Source organism: Pseudomonas sp. Teo4, from assembly GCF_034387475.1.
Classification (GTDB): domain Bacteria; phylum Pseudomonadota; class Gammaproteobacteria; order Pseudomonadales; family Pseudomonadaceae; genus Aquipseudomonas.
This window is the reverse complement of sequence record NZ_JAXCIL010000002.1, coordinates 1,614,301-1,635,354: the sequence shown is the minus strand read 5'-3', so window position 1 is coordinate 1,635,354 and position 21,054 is coordinate 1,614,301. Positions and strand designations below refer to the sequence as shown.

The following is a 21,054-nucleotide window of genomic DNA, read 5'->3' as shown; positions in this document are numbered from 1 at the left end:
AATTTTTGCTGGTGGCGCGACGAATCGCGCCACCATGGTCTTACGCGTTCAGCGAGCTCTGGTCGATAACCAGACCTGGGCCCATAGTGGTGCTCAGGGTAACGCGCTTGACGTAGATACCTTTCGAAGAAGCTGGCTTGATACGCTTCAGGTCAGCGATCAGGGCTTCAACGTTTTCCTTCAGCTTGCCAGCTTCGAAGCCGACCTTGCCAACGGAGGTGTGGATGATACCGTTCTTGTCGGTACGGTAGCGAACCTGACCAGCCTTGGCGTTTTTGACAGCGCCAGCTACGTCTGGAGTCACGGTACCAACTTTCGGGTTAGGCATCAGGCCGCGAGGACCCAGAACCTGACCCAGCTGACCTACAACGCGCATGGCATCAGGCGATGCGATGACGACGTCATAGTTCAGGTCGCCGCCTTTCATTTCGGCAGCCAGATCGTCCATACCTACGCGGTCAGCGCCGGCAGCCAGAGCGGCTTCAGCAGCTGGACCCTGGGTGAAGACGGCAACACGTACGGTCTTGCCAGTGCCGTGTGGCAGCACGGTAGCGCTACGAACGACCTGGTCGGATTTACGTGGGTCAACGCCGAGGTTGACGGCAACGTCGAAGGACTCGCTGAACTTCACGGTGGACAGTTCGGCCAGCAGCACGGCGGCTTCTTCGAAGTTGTAAACTTTGCCAGCTTCGATTTTCGAAGCAATGGCCTTTTGGCGCTTGGTCAGCTTAGCCATTACACACCCTCCACGTTCAGGCCCATGCTGCGGGCAGAGCCAGCGATGGTGCGTACAGCTGCGTCCAGGTCAGCAGCGGTCAGATCAGCCTGTTTGGCCTTGGCGATCTCTTCGAGCTGAGCACGGTTGACGGTGCCAACCTTGACAGTGTTCGGGCGAGCCGAACCGCTAGCCAGGCCAGCAGCCTTCTTCAGCAGAACCGAAGCAGGGGTGCTCTTGGTTTCGAAAGTGAAGCTACGGTCACTGTAGACAGTGATGATCACAGGAGTCGGCAGGCCGGCTTCTTGACCCTGAGTACGGGCGTTGAAGGCCTTGCAGAATTCCATGATGTTCACACCGTGTTGACCCAGTGCTGGACCAACGGGTGGGCTTGGGTTGGCCTGGCCGGCCTTAACTTGCAGCTTGATGTAAGCCTGAATCTTCTTAGCCATGAGCTACTCCAAAATCGGGTACGAACGCCAGAAGGCTCCCCGGATGACTTGCGTTTTATCCCAGTGACGACAAAACCCCGCAGCACACAGGGCTGCGGGGTATGGGATGCATTGTCCGCCTAGACCTTTTCGACCTGGCTGAACTCGAGCTCCACCGGAGTAGAGCGACCGAAAATGAGCACCGCCACCTGGAGGCGACTCTTTTCGTAGTTAACCTCTTCGACACTACCATTGAAGTCAGCGAACGGACCGTCAATGACTCGAACCACTTCACCCGGCTCGAACAGCGTCTTCGGCTTCGGCTTATCACTACCGTCAGCTACGCGACGCAGGATAGCTTCAGCTTCTTTATCAGTGATCGGCGCAGGCTTGTCTGCGGTACCACCAATAAAGCCCATCACACGCGGGGTATCCTTGACCAAGTGCCAAGTCCCTTCGTTCATTTCCATCTGGACCAGAACATAGCCAGGGAAGAACTTGCGCTCACTCTTACGCTTTTGGCCGTTGCGCATTTCTACGACTTCTTCGGTCGGGACCAGGATCTCGCCGAATTCGTCTTCCATGCCAGCCAGCTTGACGCGCTCGATCAGCGACCGCATCACATGCTTCTCGTAACCCGAGTAAGCATGCACAACATACCAACGCTTAGCCACGGGACACCTTTAGCCAACGATCAGGGAGACCGCCCAGCCGAGCAGGGAATCAAGACCCCACAGCAGCAGTGCCATAACCAACACGACAGCCACGACAATCAGAGTGGTCTGGGTGGTTTCCTGGCGGGTCGGCCACACGACTTTACGAATCTCGGTACGAGCTTCCTTCGCCAACGCAAAGAACGACTTACCCTTCGCAGTCTGCAAGGCAACAAAGCCTGCGACAGCAGCCAGGGCGAGAAGTGCAAGGACGCGATACAGGATCGGAGAGGCGGAGTAATACTGATTACCCACAACACCAACGACCACCAAAGCCACTACAGCCAGCCACTTGAACAGATCAAAACGCGATTCTTGGGCTTCAGTCTTGGGCGTCATCGGGGAGGATCCTGTGAGAAGAAAGCCAATCACACCGAGGTGAATGGCAGGTCAGGAGGGAATCGAACCCCCAACCTACGGTTTTGGAGACCGTCGCTCTGCCAATTGAGCTACTGACCTTTAACGCTGTATCAGGCCGGCCATTATACCGGCCCGATCAAGTAAATCAACTACTTATTCAATAATTTTTGCTACGACACCGGCGCCGACGGTACGACCGCCTTCACGGATAGCGAAGCGCAGACCGTCTTCCATTGCGATGGTCTTGATCAGAGTGACAGTCATCTGAATGTTGTCACCTGGCATTACCATTTCAACGCCTTCCGGCAGTTCGCAGTTACCGGTCACGTCAGTGGTACGGAAGTAGAACTGAGGACGGTAGCCTTTGAAGAACGGAGTGTGACGGCCGCCTTCTTCTTTCGACAGAACGTAGACTTCTGCGGTGAACTTGGTGTGCGGCTTGACCGAACCTGGCTTAACCAGAACCTGGCCACGCTCAACGTCGTCACGCTTGGTACCACGCAGCAGAACGCCGCAGTTCTCGCCAGCACGGCCTTCGTCCAGCAGCTTGCGGAACATCTCAACACCGGTGCAGGTGGTGGTGGTGGTGTCACGCAGACCAACGATTTCCAGCGGGTCTTGAACGCGAACGATACCACGCTCGATACGACCGGTAACAACGGTACCACGACCCGAGATCGAGAATACGTCTTCGATCGGCATCAGGAACGGCTGGTCAACGGCACGAACTGGCTCAGGGATGTAGGCATCCAGAGTTTCTACCAGCTTCTTAACAGCGGTAGTACCCATTTCGTTGTCGTCTTTGCCTTCCAGGGCCATACGAGCGGAACCGATGATGATCGGAGTGTCGTCGCCTGGGAAGTCGTAGGTGGACAGCAGGTCGCGAACTTCCATCTCGACCAGCTCCAGCAGCTCAGCGTCGTCTACCAGGTCAGCCTTGTTCAGGAAGACCACGATGTACGGAACGCCAACCTGACGGGACAGCAGGATGTGCTCACGGGTTTGTGGCATCGGACCATCGGCGGCCGAGCAAACCAGGATCGCGCCATCCATCTGGGCAGCACCGGTGATCATGTTCTTCACGTAGTCAGCGTGACCTGGGCAGTCAACGTGAGCGTAGTGACGAATGTTCGAGTTGTACTCGACATGAGCGGTGTTGATGGTGATACCGCGCGCTTTTTCTTCCGGAGCCGAGTCGATCTTGTCGAACTCAACGACTGCCGAACCGAAAACTTCGGAGCAGACGCGAGTCAGAGCTGCGGTCAGAGTGGTTTTACCATGGTCAACGTGGCCGATAGTGCCAACGTTCACGTGTGGTAGGGAACGATCAAACTTTTCCTTAGCCATCGATACAATCCTCCGCAGAAGAAAATAGTCACACCGCTGATAAAACAAAGGCAGATATTTTCATATCTGCCTTGTTTATATGGAGCTCTTGAGCGGACTTGAACCGCTGACCTCACCCTTACCAAGGGTGTGCTCTACCAACTGAGCTACAAGAGCGAAACACTTTGTGCAAAATCCAGCAAACTTGGAGCGGGTAGCGGGAATCGAACCCGCATCATCAGCTTGGAAGGCTGAGGTTCTACCACTAAACTATACCCGCGGAGCTTGCGGCTCTCGCTAAAACTGGTGGAGGGAGAAGGATTCGAACCTTCGAAGCTCTCGCAACGGATTTACAGTCCGTCCCCTTTGACCGCTCGGGAATCCCTCCAGATGTGGCCGGCATTCTATTTGTCTGCCGTCCTAGTGTCAAGCGTTTTTTCAAATTTTTTCAATCAAATCTGAAACTTAGCTGCTTTGACACCGCTTCCAGTTCTGCCACCTAAGTAGTGTTCCCTGTGAAGCGGGCGCCATTCTATCAAGCTATTCGCCAGTTGCAATACCCTGGCAGAAAATAATTTTATGTTTTAAGTCTTTGAAATCGTTGGAAAGAGTAGAAAGCACGGCTGAGTCCAGCAAACGCTCGCTTTGAGGGCTGACCTTGAGCCAGCGACCGTCGGCGCCAGGCAGCTGACCAGACACCGGAACAGCGCTGATATCGAGGCTCAACAGACGCTGACGCAACTCATCGAGCTGCTCTTGCGTCGCAAGCCCCCCTACTACAAGACACTCATCACGCCGCTTGGGCGGTGCATTGACGCCAGCTTCACGCAGTAAACGGATTTCTTGCTGATTTCCCTTGTACAGCGACAGGGACGCGACTTCCTTGACCTTCAGCGGGGCTTCCTGCTGGTGCCATACGTAATAGACGACGTTGAGCACCACCAACAACAGAAACAACCAACGCATAGGCACCTCAATCCAATGGGCAGGCCATGGCCAGACCGACGAACACCAGGTCAGGCACGACTCGCGCCTGCGGCACGGCCTCTCTTACCAGCGGGGCATCCCCACCAGTGAGAAACACCGCGAAATCATCTCCCCACAAGGCGCGCGCCTGCTCAAGCTGTGTGCGCGCAAACCCCTGCAACATCAACACGCAACCGCGCTCAACAGCTTCGACGGTGGAGCGACCGGGCTCCAGACTGGCCAGCGCCCTTTCGGCTGAAGCGTCGTCGTAACGAATCCGACGGGTATGGGTACGGAGCTGACTGCGCATCAACGGCATACCTGGACAGATGTAGCCACCCAGGTGCTCACCGTCGCCGGCGACGAAGTCGGCTTTCGCTGCGGTACCAAGATCGATGACCAGGCAGGCGCCCTTGGCCAGGTGATAAGCACCCAAAGCGGCTAGCCAGCGATCCATGCCCAAGCGCTGGAAATCTTCATAACCGTTGCGCACCCCTGACATTTCCTGTGCAGGCTGCGCCACCCGAGCTTCGACCGCGAACGCCTTGGCGATAAGGGCACAGAGCGCTTCGGTCTCATCCTCACTGCGCACACTGACCATGCGACAGCCGGATAAATGAATAGATGACAATGCCGCTACTTGAGCAACCAGGGCCTGGTCGGAGTCGACAATGCCGCCGCCCACGATAGTGCCGTCAGCAGTGTGAATAACCCGCCACTTGATAAAGCTATTACCGCAATCGAGCTCAAGAATCATCACGCAACCTCAAACTGAGCTCTCCGCCACTGAAGCTCTTTTCCACACCATCGACCTCAAGGCGCAAACCGCCCTGCCCATCCACACCAAGCACCACACCATCGATACGGGTGGACCCGGCAATCAGCGATACACTCCGCCCCTGCCAGAGATGAGCCTGCTCCCACTCTTCCTGAAACGCTGCAAACCCGTAGCGACGATGGCGCGTCAACTCATGCTGCAGTTGCTGGGTCAGCGAAGACACCAGACGATTTCGATCAATGCTCGTACCAAGTTCACGCCGCATCGAGGTCCATGCCTGGTCGACCTGCTCATTGACCTGCATGTTCACATTGATACCGACACCCAGCACTACATGGCAGACATCAGCTGGATCTCCAACCAGTTCAAGCAGAATACCGGTAATTTTCTGCCCTCTGACTAGCACATCATTAGGCCATTTGAGCCCTACCTCTTTTACACCGAAAGCCTGCAACGTACGCATGACTGCTAGCCCGACAACCAGGCTCAAGCCCTCAAGCTGCCGCATGCCACCATCAACGCGCAACACCAGGCTGTAATAGAGGTTTTCGGCAAACGGACTGACCCACTGACGCCCGCGCCGCCCTCGACCAGCACTTTGGCGCTCGGCCAGGACCAGGAATGGCGCAACCTGCCCCTCCGTGGCGAGCCTCAAGCCCTCGGCATTAGTCGAGTCGATGGTGTCATGAATGAACACCGGCCATTGCTCACCCTGAGAAAGCTCGGCAATCGCTTGCTCCTCGAGCAACGCCAAGGGAGCCGCCAGCTGATAGCCGCGCCCGCGAACCTTGTGGATGGTCAGGTTCAAGTCACTCTCGAGGTGCTGTAGCTGTTTCCAGACAGCACTACGACTCACCCCGAGGGCTGCACCTAAGGCTTCTCCGGAATGGAACCGGCCATCCTTGAGGAGATTCAACAACTTCAGCATGCCAGTCTCGACTTGGAATAAGGCTGGCATGATAGCTATGGGTAGTGGGCTTGCATAGGAAAAGGGGCCGGATATAGCGGCCATAACCCAGTGGAAACAGAGGTTGCGGCCGCTGCGGCACCGGCTTCGCCGGTGATCGCCGGCAAGCCGGCTCCCACAACGTACGATGGGAGCCTTGCCGGGATAAAACCCGGAAAAGACAAAACCCCTACCTGCATGCGCAGATAGGGGTTTTGCGAAATGAATCTTGACGATGACCTACTCTCACATGGGGAAACCCCACACTACCATCGGCGATGCATCGTTTCACTACTGAGTTCGGGATGGGATCAGGTGGTTCCAATGCTCTATGGTCGTCAAGAAATTCTGTAGCCAGAATGTCTTAGGAACACTCTTGGCGAATTCGGATATGTGAATTTGTGATGTTACGAATTTTCGGTTCTTTCGTCTTCACCACCGCAATCTGCGTCAGCAAATTGCTTGGGTGTTATATGGTCAAGCCTCACGGGCAATTAGTATTGGTTAGCTCAACGCCTCACAGCGCTTACACACCCAACCTATCAACGTCGTAGTCTTCGACGGCCCTTTAGGGGATTCAAGATCCCAGTGAGATCTCATCTTGAGGCAAGTTTCCCGCTTAGATGCTTTCAGCGGTTATCTCTTCCGAACATAGCTACCCGGCAATGCCACTGGCGTGACAACCGGAACACCAGAGGTTCGTCCACTCCGGTCCTCTCGTACTAGGAGCAGCCCCTCTCAAATCTCAAACGTCCACGGCAGATAGGGACCGAACTGTCTCACGACGTTCTAAACCCAGCTCGCGTACCACTTTAAATGGCGAACAGCCATACCCTTGGGACCGGCTTCAGCCCCAGGATGTGATGAGCCGACATCGAGGTGCCAAACACCGCCGTCGATATGAACTCTTGGGCGGTATCAGCCTGTTATCCCCGGAGTACCTTTTATCCGTTGAGCGATGGCCCTTCCATACAGAACCACCGGATCACTAAGACCTACTTTCGTACCTGCTCGACGTGTTTGTCTCGCAGTCAAGCGCGCTTTTGCCTTTATACTCTACGACCGATTTCCGACCGGTCTGAGCGCACCTTCGTACTCCTCCGTTACTCTTTGGGAGGAGACCGCCCCAGTCAAACTACCCACCATACACTGTCCTCGATCCGGATAACGGACCTGAGTTAGAACCTCAAAGTTGCCAGGGTGGTATTTCAAGAATGGCTCCATGAGAACTGGCGTCCCCACTTCAAAGCCTCCCACCTATCCTACACAAGCAAATTCAAAGTCCAGTGCAAAGCTATAGTAAAGGTTCACGGGGTCTTTCCGTCTAGCCGCGGATACACTGCATCTTCACAGCGATTTCAATTTCACTGAGTCTCGGGTGGAGACAGCGCCGCCATCGTTACGCCATTCGTGCAGGTCGGAACTTACCCGACAAGGAATTTCGCTACCTTAGGACCGTTATAGTTACGGCCGCCGTTTACCGGGGCTTCGATCAAGAGCTTCGCTTGCGCTAACCCCATCAATTAACCTTCCGGCACCGGGCAGGCGTCACACCCTATACGTCCACTTTCGTGTTTGCAGAGTGCTGTGTTTTTAATAAACAGTCGCAGCGGCCTGGTATCTTCGACCGGCATGGGCTTACGGAGCAAGTCCTTAACCCTCGCCGGCGCACCTTCTCCCGAAGTTACGGTGCCATTTTGCCTAGTTCCTTCACCCGAGTTCTCTCAAGCGCCTTGGTATTCTCTACCCGACCACCTGTGTCGGTTTGGGGTACGGTTCCCAGTTATCTGAAGCTTAGGAGCTTTTCTTGGAAGCATGGCATCAACCACTTCGTCGCCTAATAGCAACTCGTCATCAGCTCTCGGCCTTGAAATCCCGGATTTGCCTAAGATCTCAGCCTACCACCTTAAACTTGGACAACCAACGCCAAGCTGGCCTAGCCTTCTCCGTCCCTCCATCGCAATAACTGGAAGTACAGGAATATTAACCTGTTTTCCATCGACTACGCTTTTCAGCCTCGCCTTAGGGACCGACTAACCCTGCGTCGATTAACGTTGCGCAGGAAACCTTGGTCTTTCGGCGTGGGAGTTTTTCACTCCCATTGTCGTTACTCATGTCAGCATTCGCACTTCTGATACCTCCAGCAAGCTTCTCAACTCACCTTCACAGGCTTACAGAACGCTCCTCTACCGCATCACCAAAGGTGATACCCGTAGCTTCGGTGCATGGTTTGAGCCCCGTTACATCTTCCGCGCAGGCCGACTCGACTAGTGAGCTATTACGCTTTCTTTAAAGGATGGCTGCTTCTAAGCCAACCTCCTAGCTGTCTAAGCCTTCCCACATCGTTTCCCACTTAACCATGACTTTGGGACCTTAGCTGACGGTCTGGGTTGTTTCCCTTTTCACGACGGACGTTAGCACCCGCCGTGTGTCTCCCATGCTCGGCACTTGTAGGTATTCGGAGTTTGCATCGGTTTGGTAAGTCGGGATGACCCCCTAGCCGAAACAGTGCTCTACCCCCTACAGTGATACATGAGGCGCTACCTAAATAGCTTTCGAGGAGAACCAGCTATCTCCGAGCTTGATTAGCCTTTCACTCCGATCCACAGGTCATCCGCTAACTTTTCAACGGTAGTCGGTTCGGTCCTCCAGTCAGTGTTACCTAACCTTCAACCTGCCCATGGATAGATCGCCCGGTTTCGGGTCTATACCCAGCGACTAAACGCCCTATTAAGACTCGCTTTCGCTACGCCTCCCCTATTCGGTTAAGCTCGCCACTGAATATAAGTCGCTGACCCATTATACAAAAGGTACGCAGTCACCTAACAAAGTAGGCTCCCACTGCTTGTACGCATACGGTTTCAGGTTCTATTTCACTCCCCTCTCCGGGGTTCTTTTCGCCTTTCCCTCACGGTACTGGTTCACTATCGGTCAGTCAGTAGTATTTAGCCTTGGAGGATGGTCCCCCCATGTTCAGACAAAGTTTCTCGTGCTCCGTCCTACTCGATTTCATTGATAAGAGATTTTCGTGTACGGGGCTATCACCCACTATGGCCACACTTTCCAGAGTGTTCCACTAATCTCAAACCAACTTAAGGGCTGGTCCCCGTTCGCTCGCCACTACTAAGGGAATCTCGGTTGATTTCTTTTCCTCAGGGTACTTAGATGTTTCAGTTCCCCTGGTTCGCCTCTTGTACCTATGTATTCAGTACAAGATAACCAGCTTATGCTGGCTGGGTTCCCCCATTCAGAGATCTCTGGATCACAGTCTGTTTGCCGACTCCCCAAAGCTTATCGCAGGCTACCACGTCTTTCATCGCCTCTGACTGCCAAGGCATCCACCGTATGCGCTTCTTCACTTGACCATATAACCCCAAGCAATCTGGTTATACTGTGAAGACGACATTCGCCGAAAATTCGCATGTTGCTCAATTAAGAGCAGAACTCACAAATTTTACCTTAGCCTGATATCCACCAGTGAAAGTGGTTATCAGTCTATATCTATCACATATCCGAATTTTTAAAGAACGATCTGACAAAAGTCAGAAATCAACATTCGATGCGAATGCTCATTTCCGAGTTCTGATCAGGAACAACATTAGATCCCTATGGGATCTTGATCGTCTTCTACAATGAATCAAGCAATTCGTGTGGGAGCTCATCAGTAGGCTGATGTCGTCGATTAAGGAGGTGATCCAGCCGCAGGTTCCCCTACGGCTACCTTGTTACGACTTCACCCCAGTCATGAATCACACCGTGGTAACCGTCCTCCCGAAGGTTAGACTAGCTACTTCTGGTGCAACCCACTCCCATGGTGTGACGGGCGGTGTGTACAAGGCCCGGGAACGTATTCACCGCGACATTCTGATTCGCGATTACTAGCGATTCCGACTTCACGCAGTCGAGTTGCAGACTGCGATCCGGACTACGATCGGTTTTGTGAGATTAGCTCCACCTCGCGGCTTGGCAACCCTCTGTACCGACCATTGTAGCACGTGTGTAGCCCAGGCCGTAAGGGCCATGATGACTTGACGTCATCCCCACCTTCCTCCGGTTTGTCACCGGCAGTCTCCTTAGAGTGCCCACCATAACGTGCTGGTAACTAAGGACAAGGGTTGCGCTCGTTACGGGACTTAACCCAACATCTCACGACACGAGCTGACGACAGCCATGCAGCACCTGTGTCAGAGTTCCCGAAGGCACCAATCCATCTCTGGAAAGTTCTCTGCATGTCAAGGCCTGGTAAGGTTCTTCGCGTTGCTTCGAATTAAACCACATGCTCCACCGCTTGTGCGGGCCCCCGTCAATTCATTTGAGTTTTAACCTTGCGGCCGTACTCCCCAGGCGGTCAACTTAATGCGTTAGCTGCGCCACTAAAATCTCAAGGATTCCAACGGCTAGTTGACATCGTTTACGGCGTGGACTACCAGGGTATCTAATCCTGTTTGCTCCCCACGCTTTCGCACCTCAGTGTCAGTATCAGTCCAGGTGGTCGCCTTCGCCACTGGTGTTCCTTCCTATATCTACGCATTTCACCGCTACACAGGAAATTCCACCACCCTCTACCGTACTCTAGCTCGCCAGTTTTGGATGCAGTTCCCAGGTTGAGCCCGGGGCTTTCACATCCAACTTAACGAACCACCTACGCGCGCTTTACGCCCAGTAATTCCGATTAACGCTTGCACCCTCTGTATTACCGCGGCTGCTGGCACAGAGTTAGCCGGTGCTTATTCTGTCGGTAACGTCAAAACAGCAAGGTATTAACTTACTGCCCTTCCTCCCAACTTAAAGTGCTTTACAATCCGAAGACCTTCTTCACACACGCGGCATGGCTGGATCAGGCTTTCGCCCATTGTCCAATATTCCCCACTGCTGCCTCCCGTAGGAGTCTGGACCGTGTCTCAGTTCCAGTGTGACTGATCATCCTCTCAGACCAGTTACGGATCGTCGCCTTGGTGAGCCATTACCTCACCAACTAGCTAATCCGACCTAGGCTCATCTGATAGCGCAAGGCCCGAAGGTCCCCTGCTTTCTCCCGTAGGACGTATGCGGTATTAGCGTTCCTTTCGAAACGTTGTCCCCCACTACCAGGCAGATTCCTAGGCATTACTCACCCGTCCGCCGCTGAATCAAGGAGCAAGCTCCCGTCATCCGCTCGACTTGCATGTGTTAGGCCTGCCGCCAGCGTTCAATCTGAGCCATGATCAAACTCTTCAGTTCAATACTGCTTGGGTTTTTAAGAAACCCTAAACTTGGCTCAGCAATCTCAAATGACTATGTGATTTCTCGCATGGCCACTTGTGATGCTGATAATCTTTGTGACTATCAGTCCGTACTCACAAGCACCCACACGAATTGCTTGATTCGATTTGTTAAAGAGCGTTTGGTTAAGAGTGTTTCGTCTCAACCGAGGCGCGCATTCTACGCTTTCCTCATTTGCTGTCAAGTGTTTATTTTGAAGTTTTTTGCGAGAAACTCGTTTAGCTTCAAACACTTGGCTCGCTGCGATCTCTCGTAGCGGGAGGCGAATAATACAGCGTTTAAAAACGTTGTCAACCACCTCTTTCAGCGCTTCTTTCTGCTTTCGAAACGCTCAACCTGTTGATTAACAAGGAATTTTTCGTTTCGACTGCGTCGGAAGTGGGGCGCATTATAAGGGGATTCGAAAGCCCGTCAACCCTTAATTTCAAGAAAGTTTAATAAACCTGAAAAGCAAAGCGGGGAGGCCTACCGGCCTCCCCGCTTCTATATAGCTACAACTACTACAGGCGATCACTCAGCCTTGAGGGTAACCCGCGCGAATGCCTTCTTGCCCGCCTGGCACACATGGGTCGCACCAAGCGCAAACATGAAGTCGCGATCGACGACCGAACCATCGACCTTGACGGCACCGCCATTAAGCAGGTCCCGCGCCTGCGCCGAGTTCTTGACCAGGCCTGCCCGGTTCAGCACTGCAGCGATCGGCAAGTCTTCGGCCGCGACCACCTCGATCTCCGGCAGGTCTTCTGGCAGCTCGCCCTCCTTCATGCGGTTACCCGCAGCACGGTGAGCATTGGCTGCAGCCTCTTCACCATGGAAACGCGCGACAATCTCTTCAGCCAGCTTGATCTTGATGTCACGCGGGTTCGCACCATTGGCGACGTCAGCCCGGAACTGATCAATCTCTTCCATCGAGCGGAAGCTCAGCAACTCGAAGTAACGCCACATCAGCGTATCCGGGATCGATACCAGCTTGCTGTACATCACGCCCGGCGCTTCCTGGATACCCACATAGTTACCCAGCGACTTGGACATCTTCTTCACGCCATCAAGCCCTTCGAGCAACGGCATGGTGACGATGTTCTGCGCTTCCTGGCCATAGGCGCGCTGCAGCTCACGCCCCATCAACAGGTTGAACTTCTGATCGGTACCACCCAGCTCCACGTCAGCCTTCAGTGCCACGGAGTCATAGCCCTGCACCAGCGGGTAAAGGAACTCGTGGATGGCAATCGGCTGATTGGTGGTGTAGCGCTTGTCGAAGTCATCACGCTCGAGCATGCGCGCCACGGTGTATTGCGAAGCCAGGCGAATGAAGTCTGCCGGCGTCAGCTTGTCCATCCAGGTGGAGTTGAACGCGACTTCGGTCTTGGCCGGGTCGAGAATCTTGAACACCTGCTGCTTGTAGGTCTCAGCATTGTCCAGCACCTGCTCGCGCGTTAGCGGCGGACGGGTGGCACTCTTGCCGCTTGGGTCACCGATCATGCCGGTGAAGTCACCGATCAGGAAGATGACCTGATGCCCCAGATCCTGGAACTGGCGCAGCTTGTTGATGAGCACCGTGTGCCCCAGATGCAGGTCGGGCGCAGTCGGGTCGAAGCCTGCCTTGATACGCAGAGGTTGGCCGCGCTTGAGCTTCTCCACCAGTTCCGACTCGACCAATACTTCTTCCGCACCGCGCTTGATAAGCGCCAGCTGCTCTTCAACCGACTTCATAGACAGACCCGCAAGGCTCAGATTCAAGGGGAGCCAACCATACAAGATCGGCCATCAAATACAAGTTTCGCAAAGGAATGTGACCCAGGTGAAGCCTTACGGCGTCTACGCGCCCTTGCGTGAAAATGGATTTGGTTATATTTTATACAGTTATTTCATCTTCATCATGTCATTCATCTTTTCCATATTCATTTTTCTTCAAAGCCACCTTACCTATGACCAACAAAACGCCTAAAGCGCCCCCGCTTTATCCGAAAAGCCATCTGTTGGCCGCCAGCGGCATTGCCGCCCTGCTCAGCCTGGCCTTGCTGGTATTTCCCTCCAGCGAGGTAGAAGCCAAGAAAACCACGCTTTCCCTTGAACTGGAGAGCCCTGCCGAGCAGTTGAAGGACGAAACCAGCAATGCACCGCTGGTCCAGTCAGAAGGCGATCAAGGCTCCCCCTTCGCCCAGATCGAAAACGCCGAGCCGAGTACCGAACAAGCAGCAGCCCCGCAAGCGCCTGAGGCCCAGCCGGAGCCTGCGGCCAAGGACCCTGCCCATCGCGAAGTCACCGTAGCCCGTGGCGACACGCTGTCTACGCTGTTTTCCAAAGTCGGTCTGCCGTCGAACGCGGTCCACGACCTGCTGGCCAGCAACAAGCAAGCCAAGCAGTTCACCCAGCTCAAGCATGGCCAGGTCCTGCAGTTCGAATTGGACAAGGATGGCCAACTGGCCAGCCTGCACAGCAAGGTCAGCAACCTCGAAACCATTCGCCTGAACAAAACCGCCAAGGGTTACACGTTCGAGCGTGAAGTCAGCAAGCCAGTAGTGCGCACCGCTTACGCCCACGGCGTGATCAAGAGCTCGCTTTCCGCTTCCGCCCAACGCGCCGGCCTTTCCCACAGCATGACCATGGACATGGCCCGGGTACTTGGCTACGACATCGACTTCGCTCAGGACATCCGCCCAGGCGACGAGTTCGACGTGGTTTACGAACAGAAAGTCATGGATGGCAAGGTGGTCGGCACCGGCAACATCCTGTCCGCACGCTTCACCAACCGCGGCAAGACCTACACTGCCGTGCGCTACACCAACAAACAGGGCAACACCAGCTACTACACCGCCGATGGCAACAGCCTGCGCAAGGCGTTCATCCGTACTCCAGTGGACTTCGCCCGCATCAGTTCGCGCTTCTCCGCTGGCCGCAAGCACCCGATCCTGAACAAGATCCGGGCGCACAAGGGCGTTGACTATGCAGCCCCACGCGGTACGCCGATCAAGGCCGCCGGTGACGGTCGCATCGAGCTGGCAGGGCGCCGTGGTGGTTATGGCAATACCGTGATCATCGCCCATGGCAACCGCTACAAAACCCTTTACGGCCATATGCAAGGCTTTGCCAAAGGCATCAAGACCGGAGGCCAGGTCAAACAGGGGCAGATCATTGGTTACATCGGAACCACCGGCCTGTCCACCGGGCCGCACCTGCACTACGAGTTCCAGGTCAACGGCGTGCACGTCGACCCCTTGAGCCAGAAAGTGCCGATGGCCGACCCAATCGCCAAGGCCGAGCGCCAGCGCTTCCTGCAGCAAAGCCAGCCCCTGATCGCACGCATGGATCAGGAAAAGGCTACGCTGCTCGCAGCCAACAAGCGCTGAGCCCATGGCGCTTTATCTGGGGGTGATGTCCGGCACCAGCCTCGACGGCCTGGACATCGCCTTGATCGAACAAGGCGAGCAGCCCCGCCTGTTCGCCACCCACTACCTCCCCATGCCTGCTGACCTGCGTCAGGACCTGCTGAGCCTATGCGCCAGCGGCGCTGACGAGATCGCACGGGCAGCACTGGCGGAAAACCGCTGGGCCAGCCTTGCCGCAGAGGGCATTCGCGACCTCCTCGCCCAGCAAGGGCTCGAGGCAGCAGCCATTCGCGCAATCGGCAGCCACGGCCAGACCATTCGCCATGAACCCGCCCGCGGCTTCACCGTGCAAATCGGCAACCCGGCACTGCTCGCTGAACTGACCGGCATCACTGTGGTAGGCGATTTCCGACGTCGTGACGTGGCGGCCGGCGGCCAAGGCGCCCCACTGGTACCTGCATTCCATGAAACCTTGTTCGGCCATCTCGGCCAACGGCTGGCGGTGCTTAACGTCGGCGGTTTCAGCAACCTCAGCCTGATCGAAAGCGACAGACCCGTGCACGGCTTCGACTGCGGCCCAGGCAACGTGCTGATGGATGCCTGGATCGAGCGCAAGCGCGGGCAGTCGTATGATGCCGACGGTGCTTGGGCTGCCAGCGGAAGCGTACAGGAAGGTCTGCTGAACGCCTTGCTCAGCGATCCGTTCTTCTCCGGCAGCGGTCCGAAAAGCACAGGCCGCGAGGTGTTCAACCTGCAGTGGCTTGATGGCCACCTGGCACGCCTGCCCCAGTACAGCGATGAAGATGTGCAAGCCACGCTCCTGGAGCTCACCAGTCGCAGCATCATCGAGTCTCTGCGCAATGCCCAACAAGGCACCGAAGCCCTGCTGGTCTGCGGTGGCGGCGCCCGCAACGGCGCGCTGATGGCTCGCCTGGCAGCCTTGCTGCCTGATGCGAAGGTCTGCAGCACGGCAGCTCATGGCGTGGACCCGGACTGGGTCGAAGCCATGGCCTTCGCCTGGCTGGCCCATTGCTGCCTGGAGGGCATTCCCGCCAATCGCCCCAGCGTCACGGCGGCAAAAGGGCTACGTATTCTGGGCGCGATCTATCCCGCGTAACGAACCGTAGAATGCAAAACGCCGCGCAATTGCGCGGCGTTTTCGTATGGCCAAGTCTCAGATCGAGAACGAGGAACCACAGCCACAGGTGGTGGCAGCGTTGGGGTTCTTGATCACGAAGCGCGAACCTTCCAGGCCTTCCTGGTAGTCCACCTCGGCACCCGCCAGGTACTGGAAGCTCATAGGGTCGACCACCAGGGAAACACCTTCGCGCTCAACAATGGTGTCATCTTCGGCCACATCTTCATCAAAGGTGAAACCATACTGGAAGCCCGAGCAGCCACCACCCGTCACGAATACACGCAACTTCAGGCGATCGTTGCCTTCCTCGGAAACCAGGTTCTTCACCTTTTGCGCAGCCCCGTGGGTGAACTCCAACGCGGTGGGGGTGAAGGTTTCGACGCTCATGTTGATTCTCCCGGCGCAGTGCCGCCATAAAACTCGATGGTGCGCATTATCCGCTTCTCCGAGAAAATCGGTCAAGAATTGTGCGGCTTTAGTCGCGCCAAATAAAAAGGCCCGCACTGGGCGGGCCTTGTGGACAAGCCTGCGCTTACGGCAGCAGACCGGCGTGGGACAAGCCCATGCGCTCATCCAGCCCGAACAGGATGTTCAGGTTCTGTACTGCCTGGCCGGACGCGCCCTTGACCAGGTTGTCGATGACCGACAGTACCACCACCAGGTCGCCGCCTTGCGGACGGTGAACCGCGATGCGGCAGACGTTGGCGCCACGCACGCTGCGGGTTTCCGGATGGCTGCCGGCAGGCATGACGTCGACGAACGGTTCATCGGCATAGCGCTTCTCGAACAGCGCCTGCAGGTCGACCGAGGTGTCGACCACGTTCGCGTACAGGGTTGCGTGGATGCCGCGAATCATCGGCGTCAGGTGCGGCACGAAGGTCAGGCCAATGTCTTTGCCAGCCGCCAGGCGCAGGCCTTGGCTGATTTCCGGCAAGTGACGGTGGCCCTTGACCGCGTAGGCTTTCATGCTTTCGCCTGCTTCGCAGAACAGCGAGCCCACGGCAGCACCACGACCGGCGCCGCTGACGCCCGACTTGCAGTCGGCGATCAGTCGCGATGGGTCGGCCAGGCCAGCTTCGAGCAGCGGCAGGAAACCCAGCTGGGTAGCGGTTGGGTAGCAGCCCGGTACGGCAATCAGGCGTGCCTGGCGAATCTTCTCACGGTTGACTTCAGGCAAGCCGTATACCGCGTCCTTGAGCAGCTCGGGCGCGCCATGCGGCTGGCCGTACCACTTGCCCCACTCGACGGCATCCTGCAGGCGGAAGTCAGCGGACAGGTCGATCACCTTGGTGCCAGCCGCCAGCAGCTCGCCGGCCAGGGCGTGGGCAACGCCATGGGGAGTGGCGAAGAACACCACGTCGCAGGCGCCCAGGGTTTTGCTGTCCGGAACACTGAAGGCCAGGCCATCGTAGTGGCCACGCAGGTTCGGATACATGTCGGCAACCGCCACGCCCGCCTCGGAGCGCGAAGTGATGACCGCCACCTCGGCCTGTGGATGCTGTGCCAGCAGACGCAACAGTTCGACGCCGGTGTAACCCGTGCCGCCGACGATACCGACCTTGATCATAACGCTTGCCCCTTATCAACGAGCCGACTGGAAAGCGCACGATGATAGGGGCGCACGCCGCCTGTAACAACTCTTGGGGTGCCCCTTTGGGCGCTTGACCTCTACTATCTGACGACCGTGAAAACCTGAAGGAACTCCCTCCATGCTTTACCTATGGATCAAGGCGCTGCACATCATCAGCGTGGTCTGCTGGTTCGCCGGCCTGTTCTACCTGCCAAGGCTGTTCGTCTACCACGCCCAGAGCAATGACAGCATCAGCCAGGAACGCTTCGTCACCATGGAGCGCAAGCTGTACCGCGGCATCATGAACCCGGCGATGATCGCCACCTACGTGTTCGGCGCCTGGATGCTTTACCTCACACCGGGCTGGCTTAGCCAGGGCTGGCTGCACGCCAAGCTCACCCTGGTAATCCTGCTGACCGGCTACCATCACATCTGTGGCGCCCAGCGCAAACGCTTCGCCAGCGGCAGCAATACCCGCAGCCATGTGTACTATCGCTGGTTCAACGAGGTCCCCGTGTTGTTCCTGCTGGGCATCGTAATTCTCGTGGTGGTCAAACCGTTCTGACGATATACCTACCCTCAGGAGCCCTCCATGCCCTTGCCCACCTCGCTCGCACGACGCCTGCGCCTCCCCGTGGTTGCGGCTCCGATGTTCCTGATCTCCAACCCACGCCTGGTGCTGGCCTGCTGCGCCAACGGCGTGGTGGGAAGCTTCCCGGCCCTGAACCAGCGCAACAGTGCCGGGTTCAAGGCCTGGCTTGAAGAGATCAAGCAGGGTTTGAAAGGCCTGGCCGCTCCAGCTCCCTATGCGGTCAACCTCATCGTCCACCCCACCAACCCACGCTTGCAGGCCGACCTGGCGCTTTGCGTCGAACACCGCGTACCAATCGTCATCACAAGTCTCGGTGCGGTAAAGGAAGTGGTGGATGCCGTGCACAGCTACGGCGGCCTGGTATTTCATGACGTCACCACGCGCCGCCATGCCGAAAAGGCTGCCGAGGCAGGCGTCGATGGCCTGATCGCCGTGGCTGCTGGCGCCGGTGGCCATGCTGGCAGCTGGAGCCCCTTCGCCCTGGCCGCCGAGATCCGGCAGTTCTTCGACAAGACGCTGCTGCTGGCAGGGTGCATCAACCATGGCCATCAGATCCTCGCCGCCCAGTTGCTGGGGGCAGACCTTGCGTACATGGGCACCCGCTTCATCGCCACGGCCGAAAGCCAGGCTCAACCTGAGTACAAGCAGATGCTGCTAAATGCCCATGCGGCGGATATCGTGCACACGCCAGCAGTGTCCGGCGTGCCCGCCAGTTTCCTGCGCCCAAGTCTGGAGCAGGCCGGCTATGACATGGCCACCCTCAACAGCGGCCACGAACCGGGCAAGCTCAAGCCGCTCGATGACGAGGCCAAGGCATGGAAGACCGTTTGGTCTGCGGGTCAGGGCGTTGGTGAAATCCTAGACCTGCCCGGCACCGCTAAACTGATCGAGCGCCTGCACGGCGAGTACCGCGCAGCCCTTGACCGCACCAAGGCCCTACGCGACAAGACCCTGTAGCAAAAGGCAACACCTTGCCTGACCAAGCTGTACACTAGGCGCCCTCTTCAGCCCCCAGGAGCCTTGCATGACCCGTTACGCCATGATTACCGGTGCTTCCAGCGGCCTGGGCCTGGCCCTGGCGGAAGCCCTGGCGCGGCGCGGGCGCAATCTGATCCTGGTGGCACGCCAGCGCGAAACCCTGGAGCCGGTCGCCATCGAGCTGACCCAGCGCTTTGGTGTCGAGGTGCTGTTCCGCGCCTGCGACCTTAGCCAGCCCTTGCGCCTGTCGGGCTTCGTGCTCGAACTGGAAGAAGGCGAGCGACGCATCGACCTGTTGGTGAACTGCGCCGGGCTGCGCACCTATGGGCCGTTCCTCGCCCATGAATGGGCCGATGAGCAGGATCTGCTAGAGGTCAACATCCTCGCCATGAGCCGTCTGTGCCATGCGATCGGCAACCTGATGGCGGTACAAGGCGGCGGGCAGATTCTCAATGTCGCCGGCCTGGCCAGCGCAGCACCCGGCCCCTGGATGGCGACCTATGCGGCCAGCAAGGCTTATGTGCTGAACTTTTCCGAGGCTCTGCGCGAAGAACTCAAGCGCACGGGTATCAAGGTCTCGGTACTCAACCCCGGCCCGGTGCGCTCGTCCAGACGCCCTATTCCCAAGCTCGAAGGCAACACCCGCTGCCTGAGCCCCGAGGAAGTGGCGCTTTACACCGTACGCGCCCTCGACAAAAACCGCGCCCTGATCACGCCTGGCCGGCGTAACCGCTGGCTGGCCTTCGCCCCGCGCCTGCTACCCCGCTGGCTGGTACGTAAGCTCGCTGGGGCACTGCATCGCCGCTACTGCCCGATCGGCATGGAATAGCCACTGGGCGAGCGGCGCCCGGCTGAGTAAACTCGGCCCGGACCCTCACCATGGAGCAAGTGCTGTGGACGACTTATTCACCAGAATCATCAACCGGGAGATCCCGGCGAAGATCATCTACGAGGACGACCAGGTTCTGGCGTTCCACGATATCGCCCCTCAGGCGCCGGTGCATTTTCTGGTTATCCCGAAAAAACACATCCGCACCCTCAACGACCTGACCGAAGAGGACAAGGGCCTGGCCGGCCACATCCTGTTCACCGCCCAGCGTCTGGCCAAAGAGCTCGGCTGCGACGACGGCTTCCGCGTGGTCATGAACTGCAACGAGCAAGGTGGCCAGACCGTCTATCACATCCATATGCACGTGCTTGGCCAACGCCAGATGCACTGGCCGCCGGGCTGATCCAGGGCAAGCGACCCCGGACCGATTGCGGTAAACTGTCGGGCACACTCTAGCGGAGGTGCCCGATGGCCACCGAACGTCACTACTCGCCGCTCGACCGCTTGTTGCTGCAGGCCGATACCGCCATGCGCACCTTGCTGCCTTTCAGCGGCCAACCTTCCCGGCCCTCCCCGGCCATCGTCCAGCCAGATGTCGAGCTGGATGAAAACCAGACCCGTCACATCGCCGGGCTCATGCGCATCAACCACACTGGCGAAGTCTGCGCCCAGGCGCTGTACCAGGGCCAGGCCCTGACCGCAAAGCTGCCCCAGGTACGCAAGGCGATGGAACATGCCGCCGAGGAAGAGGTCGATCACCTGGCCTGGTGCGAGCAACGCATTCGCCAACTGGGCAGCCACCCGAGCGTGCTCAACCCATTGTTCTATGGCATGTCGTTTGGCATTGGCGCTCTCGCCGGCCTGGTCAGCGACAAAGTCAGCCTGGGCTTCGTTGCCGCCACCGAGCATCAGGTGTGCAAACACCTGGACGAGCACCTTGAACAGCTTCCTGAGGAAGACGAGAAATCTCGCGCCATCCTCGAACAGATGCGCGTCGACGAAGAACAGCACGCCGAATCGGCCCTCGAGGCAGGCGGCTATCGCTTCCCCGCGCCTGTCCGCTTTGGCATGAGCCTGTTGGCCAAAGTCATGACCAAGAGCACCTACCGCATCTAGGGCCACGA

18 protein-coding genes, 4 tRNA genes and 3 rRNA genes are annotated in these 21,054 nt (G+C 57.2%); 7 read left to right on the top strand and 18 right to left on the bottom strand.

The window, feature by feature from the left end; genetic code table 11:
* Positions 1–40: 40 nt before the first annotated feature.
* The 16 genes from rplA to tyrS all read right to left on the bottom strand — a co-directional run bounded on the left by rplA (position 41) and on the right by tyrS (position 13,207).
* Positions 41–736, bottom strand: coding sequence for a 50S ribosomal protein L1 (rplA, locus tag PspTeo4_RS23790; protein ID WP_176518112.1), 696 nt, complete (start codon positions 734–736; stop codon positions 41–43).
* A complete protein-coding gene (rplK, locus tag PspTeo4_RS23785; protein ID WP_322366234.1) occupies positions 736–1,167 on the bottom strand; it encodes a 50S ribosomal protein L11 in 432 nt (143 codons plus the stop codon). Before rplK ends, rplA begins: the two co-directional genes overlap by 1 nt.
* Before the next feature lie 119 nt (positions 1,168–1,286).
* Complete coding sequence (nusG, locus tag PspTeo4_RS23780; protein ID WP_011531880.1) at positions 1,287–1,820, bottom strand: transcription termination/antitermination protein NusG; 534 nt, start codon at positions 1,818–1,820, stop codon at positions 1,287–1,289.
* Positions 1,821–1,829: 9 nt separating this feature from the next.
* Positions 1,830–2,198, bottom strand: coding sequence for a preprotein translocase subunit SecE (gene secE / locus PspTeo4_RS23775; RefSeq protein ID WP_008089117.1), 369 nt, complete (start codon positions 2,196–2,198; stop codon positions 1,830–1,832).
* A 44-nt stretch (positions 2,199–2,242) separates the two neighbouring features.
* Positions 2,243–2,318: transfer RNA gene (locus PspTeo4_RS23770), tRNA-Trp, on the bottom strand.
* 54 nt (positions 2,319–2,372) lie between these two features.
* Entirely contained in the window at positions 2,373–3,566 is a 1,194-nt protein-coding gene (gene tuf / locus PspTeo4_RS23765; RefSeq protein WP_013970626.1) for an elongation factor Tu, read from the bottom strand.
* Positions 3,567–3,646: 80 nt separating this feature from the next.
* Positions 3,647–3,722 (bottom strand) — tRNA-Thr (locus PspTeo4_RS23760).
* A 29-nt stretch (positions 3,723–3,751) separates the two neighbouring features.
* Positions 3,752–3,825: transfer RNA gene (locus PspTeo4_RS23755), tRNA-Gly, on the bottom strand.
* A 24-nt stretch (positions 3,826–3,849) separates the two neighbouring features.
* Positions 3,850–3,933: transfer RNA gene (locus PspTeo4_RS23750), tRNA-Tyr, on the bottom strand.
* A gap of 152 nt (positions 3,934–4,085) precedes the next feature.
* Positions 4,086–4,511, bottom strand: a complete 426-nt coding sequence (locus PspTeo4_RS23745; protein ID WP_322366233.1) for a hypothetical protein — start codon at positions 4,509–4,511, stop codon at positions 4,086–4,088.
* Between the two features lie 7 nt (positions 4,512–4,518).
* Positions 4,519–5,268, bottom strand: a complete 750-nt coding sequence (locus tag PspTeo4_RS23740; protein WP_322366232.1) for a pantothenate kinase — start codon at positions 5,266–5,268, stop codon at positions 4,519–4,521.
* Positions 5,258–6,217, bottom strand: coding sequence for a bifunctional biotin--[acetyl-CoA-carboxylase] ligase/biotin operon repressor BirA (gene birA, locus PspTeo4_RS23735; protein WP_322366231.1), 960 nt, complete (start codon positions 6,215–6,217; stop codon positions 5,258–5,260). Before birA ends, PspTeo4_RS23740 begins: the two co-directional genes overlap by 11 nt.
* A 245-nt stretch (positions 6,218–6,462) precedes the next feature.
* A 5S ribosomal RNA gene (gene rrf, locus PspTeo4_RS23730) occupies positions 6,463–6,578 on the bottom strand.
* A gap of 130 nt (positions 6,579–6,708) precedes the next feature.
* Positions 6,709–9,600: ribosomal RNA gene (locus PspTeo4_RS23725) — 23S ribosomal RNA — on the bottom strand.
* 318 nt (positions 9,601–9,918) lie between these two features.
* A 16S ribosomal RNA gene (locus PspTeo4_RS23720) occupies positions 9,919–11,455 on the bottom strand.
* Together the 16S, 23S and 5S rRNA genes form the textbook arrangement of a ribosomal RNA operon.
* A 552-nt stretch (positions 11,456–12,007) precedes the next feature.
* Positions 12,008–13,207 (bottom strand): tyrosine--tRNA ligase, encoded by a 1,200-nt coding sequence (tyrS, locus tag PspTeo4_RS23715; RefSeq protein ID WP_322366230.1) that lies wholly within the window; start codon positions 13,205–13,207, stop codon positions 12,008–12,010.
* Positions 13,208–13,422: 215 nt separating this feature from the next.
* Between tyrS and PspTeo4_RS23710 the strand changes: the two genes are divergently transcribed.
* Together PspTeo4_RS23710 and PspTeo4_RS23705 are read left to right on the top strand one after the other, a co-directional pair.
* The gene (locus tag PspTeo4_RS23710) at positions 13,423–14,844 is read left to right on the top strand and encodes a peptidoglycan DD-metalloendopeptidase family protein (RefSeq protein WP_322366229.1); all 1,422 of its coding nucleotides are present in this window, start codon (positions 13,423–13,425) and stop codon (positions 14,842–14,844) included.
* 4 nt (positions 14,845–14,848) lie between these two features.
* Positions 14,849–15,940 carry an anhydro-N-acetylmuramic acid kinase gene (locus PspTeo4_RS23705; protein ID WP_322366228.1) on the top strand — a complete coding sequence of 364 codons (1,092 nt, stop codon included), beginning with the start codon at positions 14,849–14,851 and terminating at the stop codon, positions 15,938–15,940.
* A 57-nt stretch (positions 15,941–15,997) separates the two neighbouring features.
* On the opposite strand, the gene erpA is transcribed toward PspTeo4_RS23705, so the two are convergent.
* Positions 15,998–16,348: an iron-sulfur cluster insertion protein ErpA gene (erpA, locus tag PspTeo4_RS23700; protein WP_015268740.1), complete on the bottom strand. Its 351-nt coding sequence runs from the start codon at positions 16,346–16,348 to the stop codon at positions 15,998–16,000.
* A gap of 145 nt (positions 16,349–16,493) precedes the next feature.
* On the bottom strand, positions 16,494–17,528 hold the full coding sequence (gene argC / locus PspTeo4_RS23695; RefSeq protein ID WP_322366227.1) for an N-acetyl-gamma-glutamyl-phosphate reductase: 1,035 nt from the start codon (positions 17,526–17,528) through the stop codon (positions 16,494–16,496).
* A gap of 142 nt (positions 17,529–17,670) precedes the next feature.
* Between argC and hemJ the strand changes: the two genes are divergently transcribed.
* From hemJ to coq7, 5 genes are all read left to right on the top strand, one after another.
* Complete coding sequence (gene hemJ / locus PspTeo4_RS23690) at positions 17,671–18,096, top strand: protoporphyrinogen oxidase HemJ (RefSeq protein WP_322366226.1); 426 nt, start codon at positions 17,671–17,673, stop codon at positions 18,094–18,096.
* A 27-nt stretch (positions 18,097–18,123) separates the two neighbouring features.
* Positions 18,124–19,080, top strand: a complete 957-nt coding sequence (locus PspTeo4_RS23685) for a nitronate monooxygenase family protein (protein ID WP_322366225.1) — start codon at positions 18,124–18,126, stop codon at positions 19,078–19,080.
* 67 nt (positions 19,081–19,147) lie between these two features.
* The gene (locus PspTeo4_RS23680; protein ID WP_322366224.1) at positions 19,148–19,930 is read left to right on the top strand and encodes an SDR family oxidoreductase; all 783 of its coding nucleotides are present in this window, start codon (positions 19,148–19,150) and stop codon (positions 19,928–19,930) included.
* A gap of 64 nt (positions 19,931–19,994) precedes the next feature.
* Complete coding sequence (locus PspTeo4_RS23675) at positions 19,995–20,333, top strand: histidine triad nucleotide-binding protein (protein ID WP_027594412.1); 339 nt, start codon at positions 19,995–19,997, stop codon at positions 20,331–20,333.
* Between the two features lie 65 nt (positions 20,334–20,398).
* On the top strand, positions 20,399–21,046 hold the full coding sequence (gene coq7 / locus PspTeo4_RS23670; RefSeq protein WP_322366223.1) for a 2-polyprenyl-3-methyl-6-methoxy-1,4-benzoquinone monooxygenase: 648 nt from the start codon (positions 20,399–20,401) through the stop codon (positions 21,044–21,046).
* Positions 21,047–21,054 lie beyond the last annotated feature (8 nt).

Bases quoted from the DNA above. Each gene is read 5' to 3' on its own strand.
- rplA (WP_176518112.1), bottom strand. From the start codon at position 736: ATGGCTAAGCTGACCAAGCGCCAAAAGGCCATTGCTTCGAAAATCGAA.
- rplK (WP_322366234.1), bottom strand. From the start codon at position 1,167: ATGGCTAAGAAGATTCAGGCTTACATCAAGCTGCAAGTTAAGGCCGGC.
- secE (WP_008089117.1), bottom strand. From the start codon at position 2,198: ATGACGCCCAAGACTGAAGCCCAAGAATCGCGTTTTGATCTGTTCAAG.
- tuf (WP_013970626.1), bottom strand. From the start codon at position 3,566: ATGGCTAAGGAAAAGTTTGATCGTTCCCTACCACACGTGAACGTTGGC.
- PspTeo4_RS23745 (WP_322366233.1), bottom strand. From the start codon at position 4,511: ATGCGTTGGTTGTTTCTGTTGTTGGTGGTGCTCAACGTCGTCTATTAC.
- PspTeo4_RS23740 (WP_322366232.1), bottom strand. From the start codon at position 5,268: ATGATTCTTGAGCTCGATTGCGGTAATAGCTTTATCAAGTGGCGGGTT.
- birA (WP_322366231.1), bottom strand. From the start codon at position 6,217: ATGCTGAAGTTGTTGAATCTCCTCAAGGATGGCCGGTTCCATTCCGGA.
- tyrS (WP_322366230.1), bottom strand. From the start codon at position 13,207: ATGAAGTCGGTTGAAGAGCAGCTGGCGCTTATCAAGCGCGGTGCGGAA.
- PspTeo4_RS23710 (WP_322366229.1), top strand. From the start codon at position 13,423: ATGACCAACAAAACGCCTAAAGCGCCCCCGCTTTATCCGAAAAGCCAT.
- PspTeo4_RS23705 (WP_322366228.1), top strand. From the start codon at position 14,849: ATGGCGCTTTATCTGGGGGTGATGTCCGGCACCAGCCTCGACGGCCTG.
- erpA (WP_015268740.1), bottom strand. From the start codon at position 16,348: ATGAGCGTCGAAACCTTCACCCCCACCGCGTTGGAGTTCACCCACGGG.
- argC (WP_322366227.1), bottom strand. From the start codon at position 17,528: ATGATCAAGGTCGGTATCGTCGGCGGCACGGGTTACACCGGCGTCGAA.
- hemJ (WP_322366226.1), top strand. From the start codon at position 17,671: ATGCTTTACCTATGGATCAAGGCGCTGCACATCATCAGCGTGGTCTGC.
- PspTeo4_RS23685 (WP_322366225.1), top strand. From the start codon at position 18,124: ATGCCCTTGCCCACCTCGCTCGCACGACGCCTGCGCCTCCCCGTGGTT.
- PspTeo4_RS23680 (WP_322366224.1), top strand. From the start codon at position 19,148: ATGACCCGTTACGCCATGATTACCGGTGCTTCCAGCGGCCTGGGCCTG.
- coq7 (WP_322366223.1), top strand. From the start codon at position 20,399: ATGGCCACCGAACGTCACTACTCGCCGCTCGACCGCTTGTTGCTGCAG.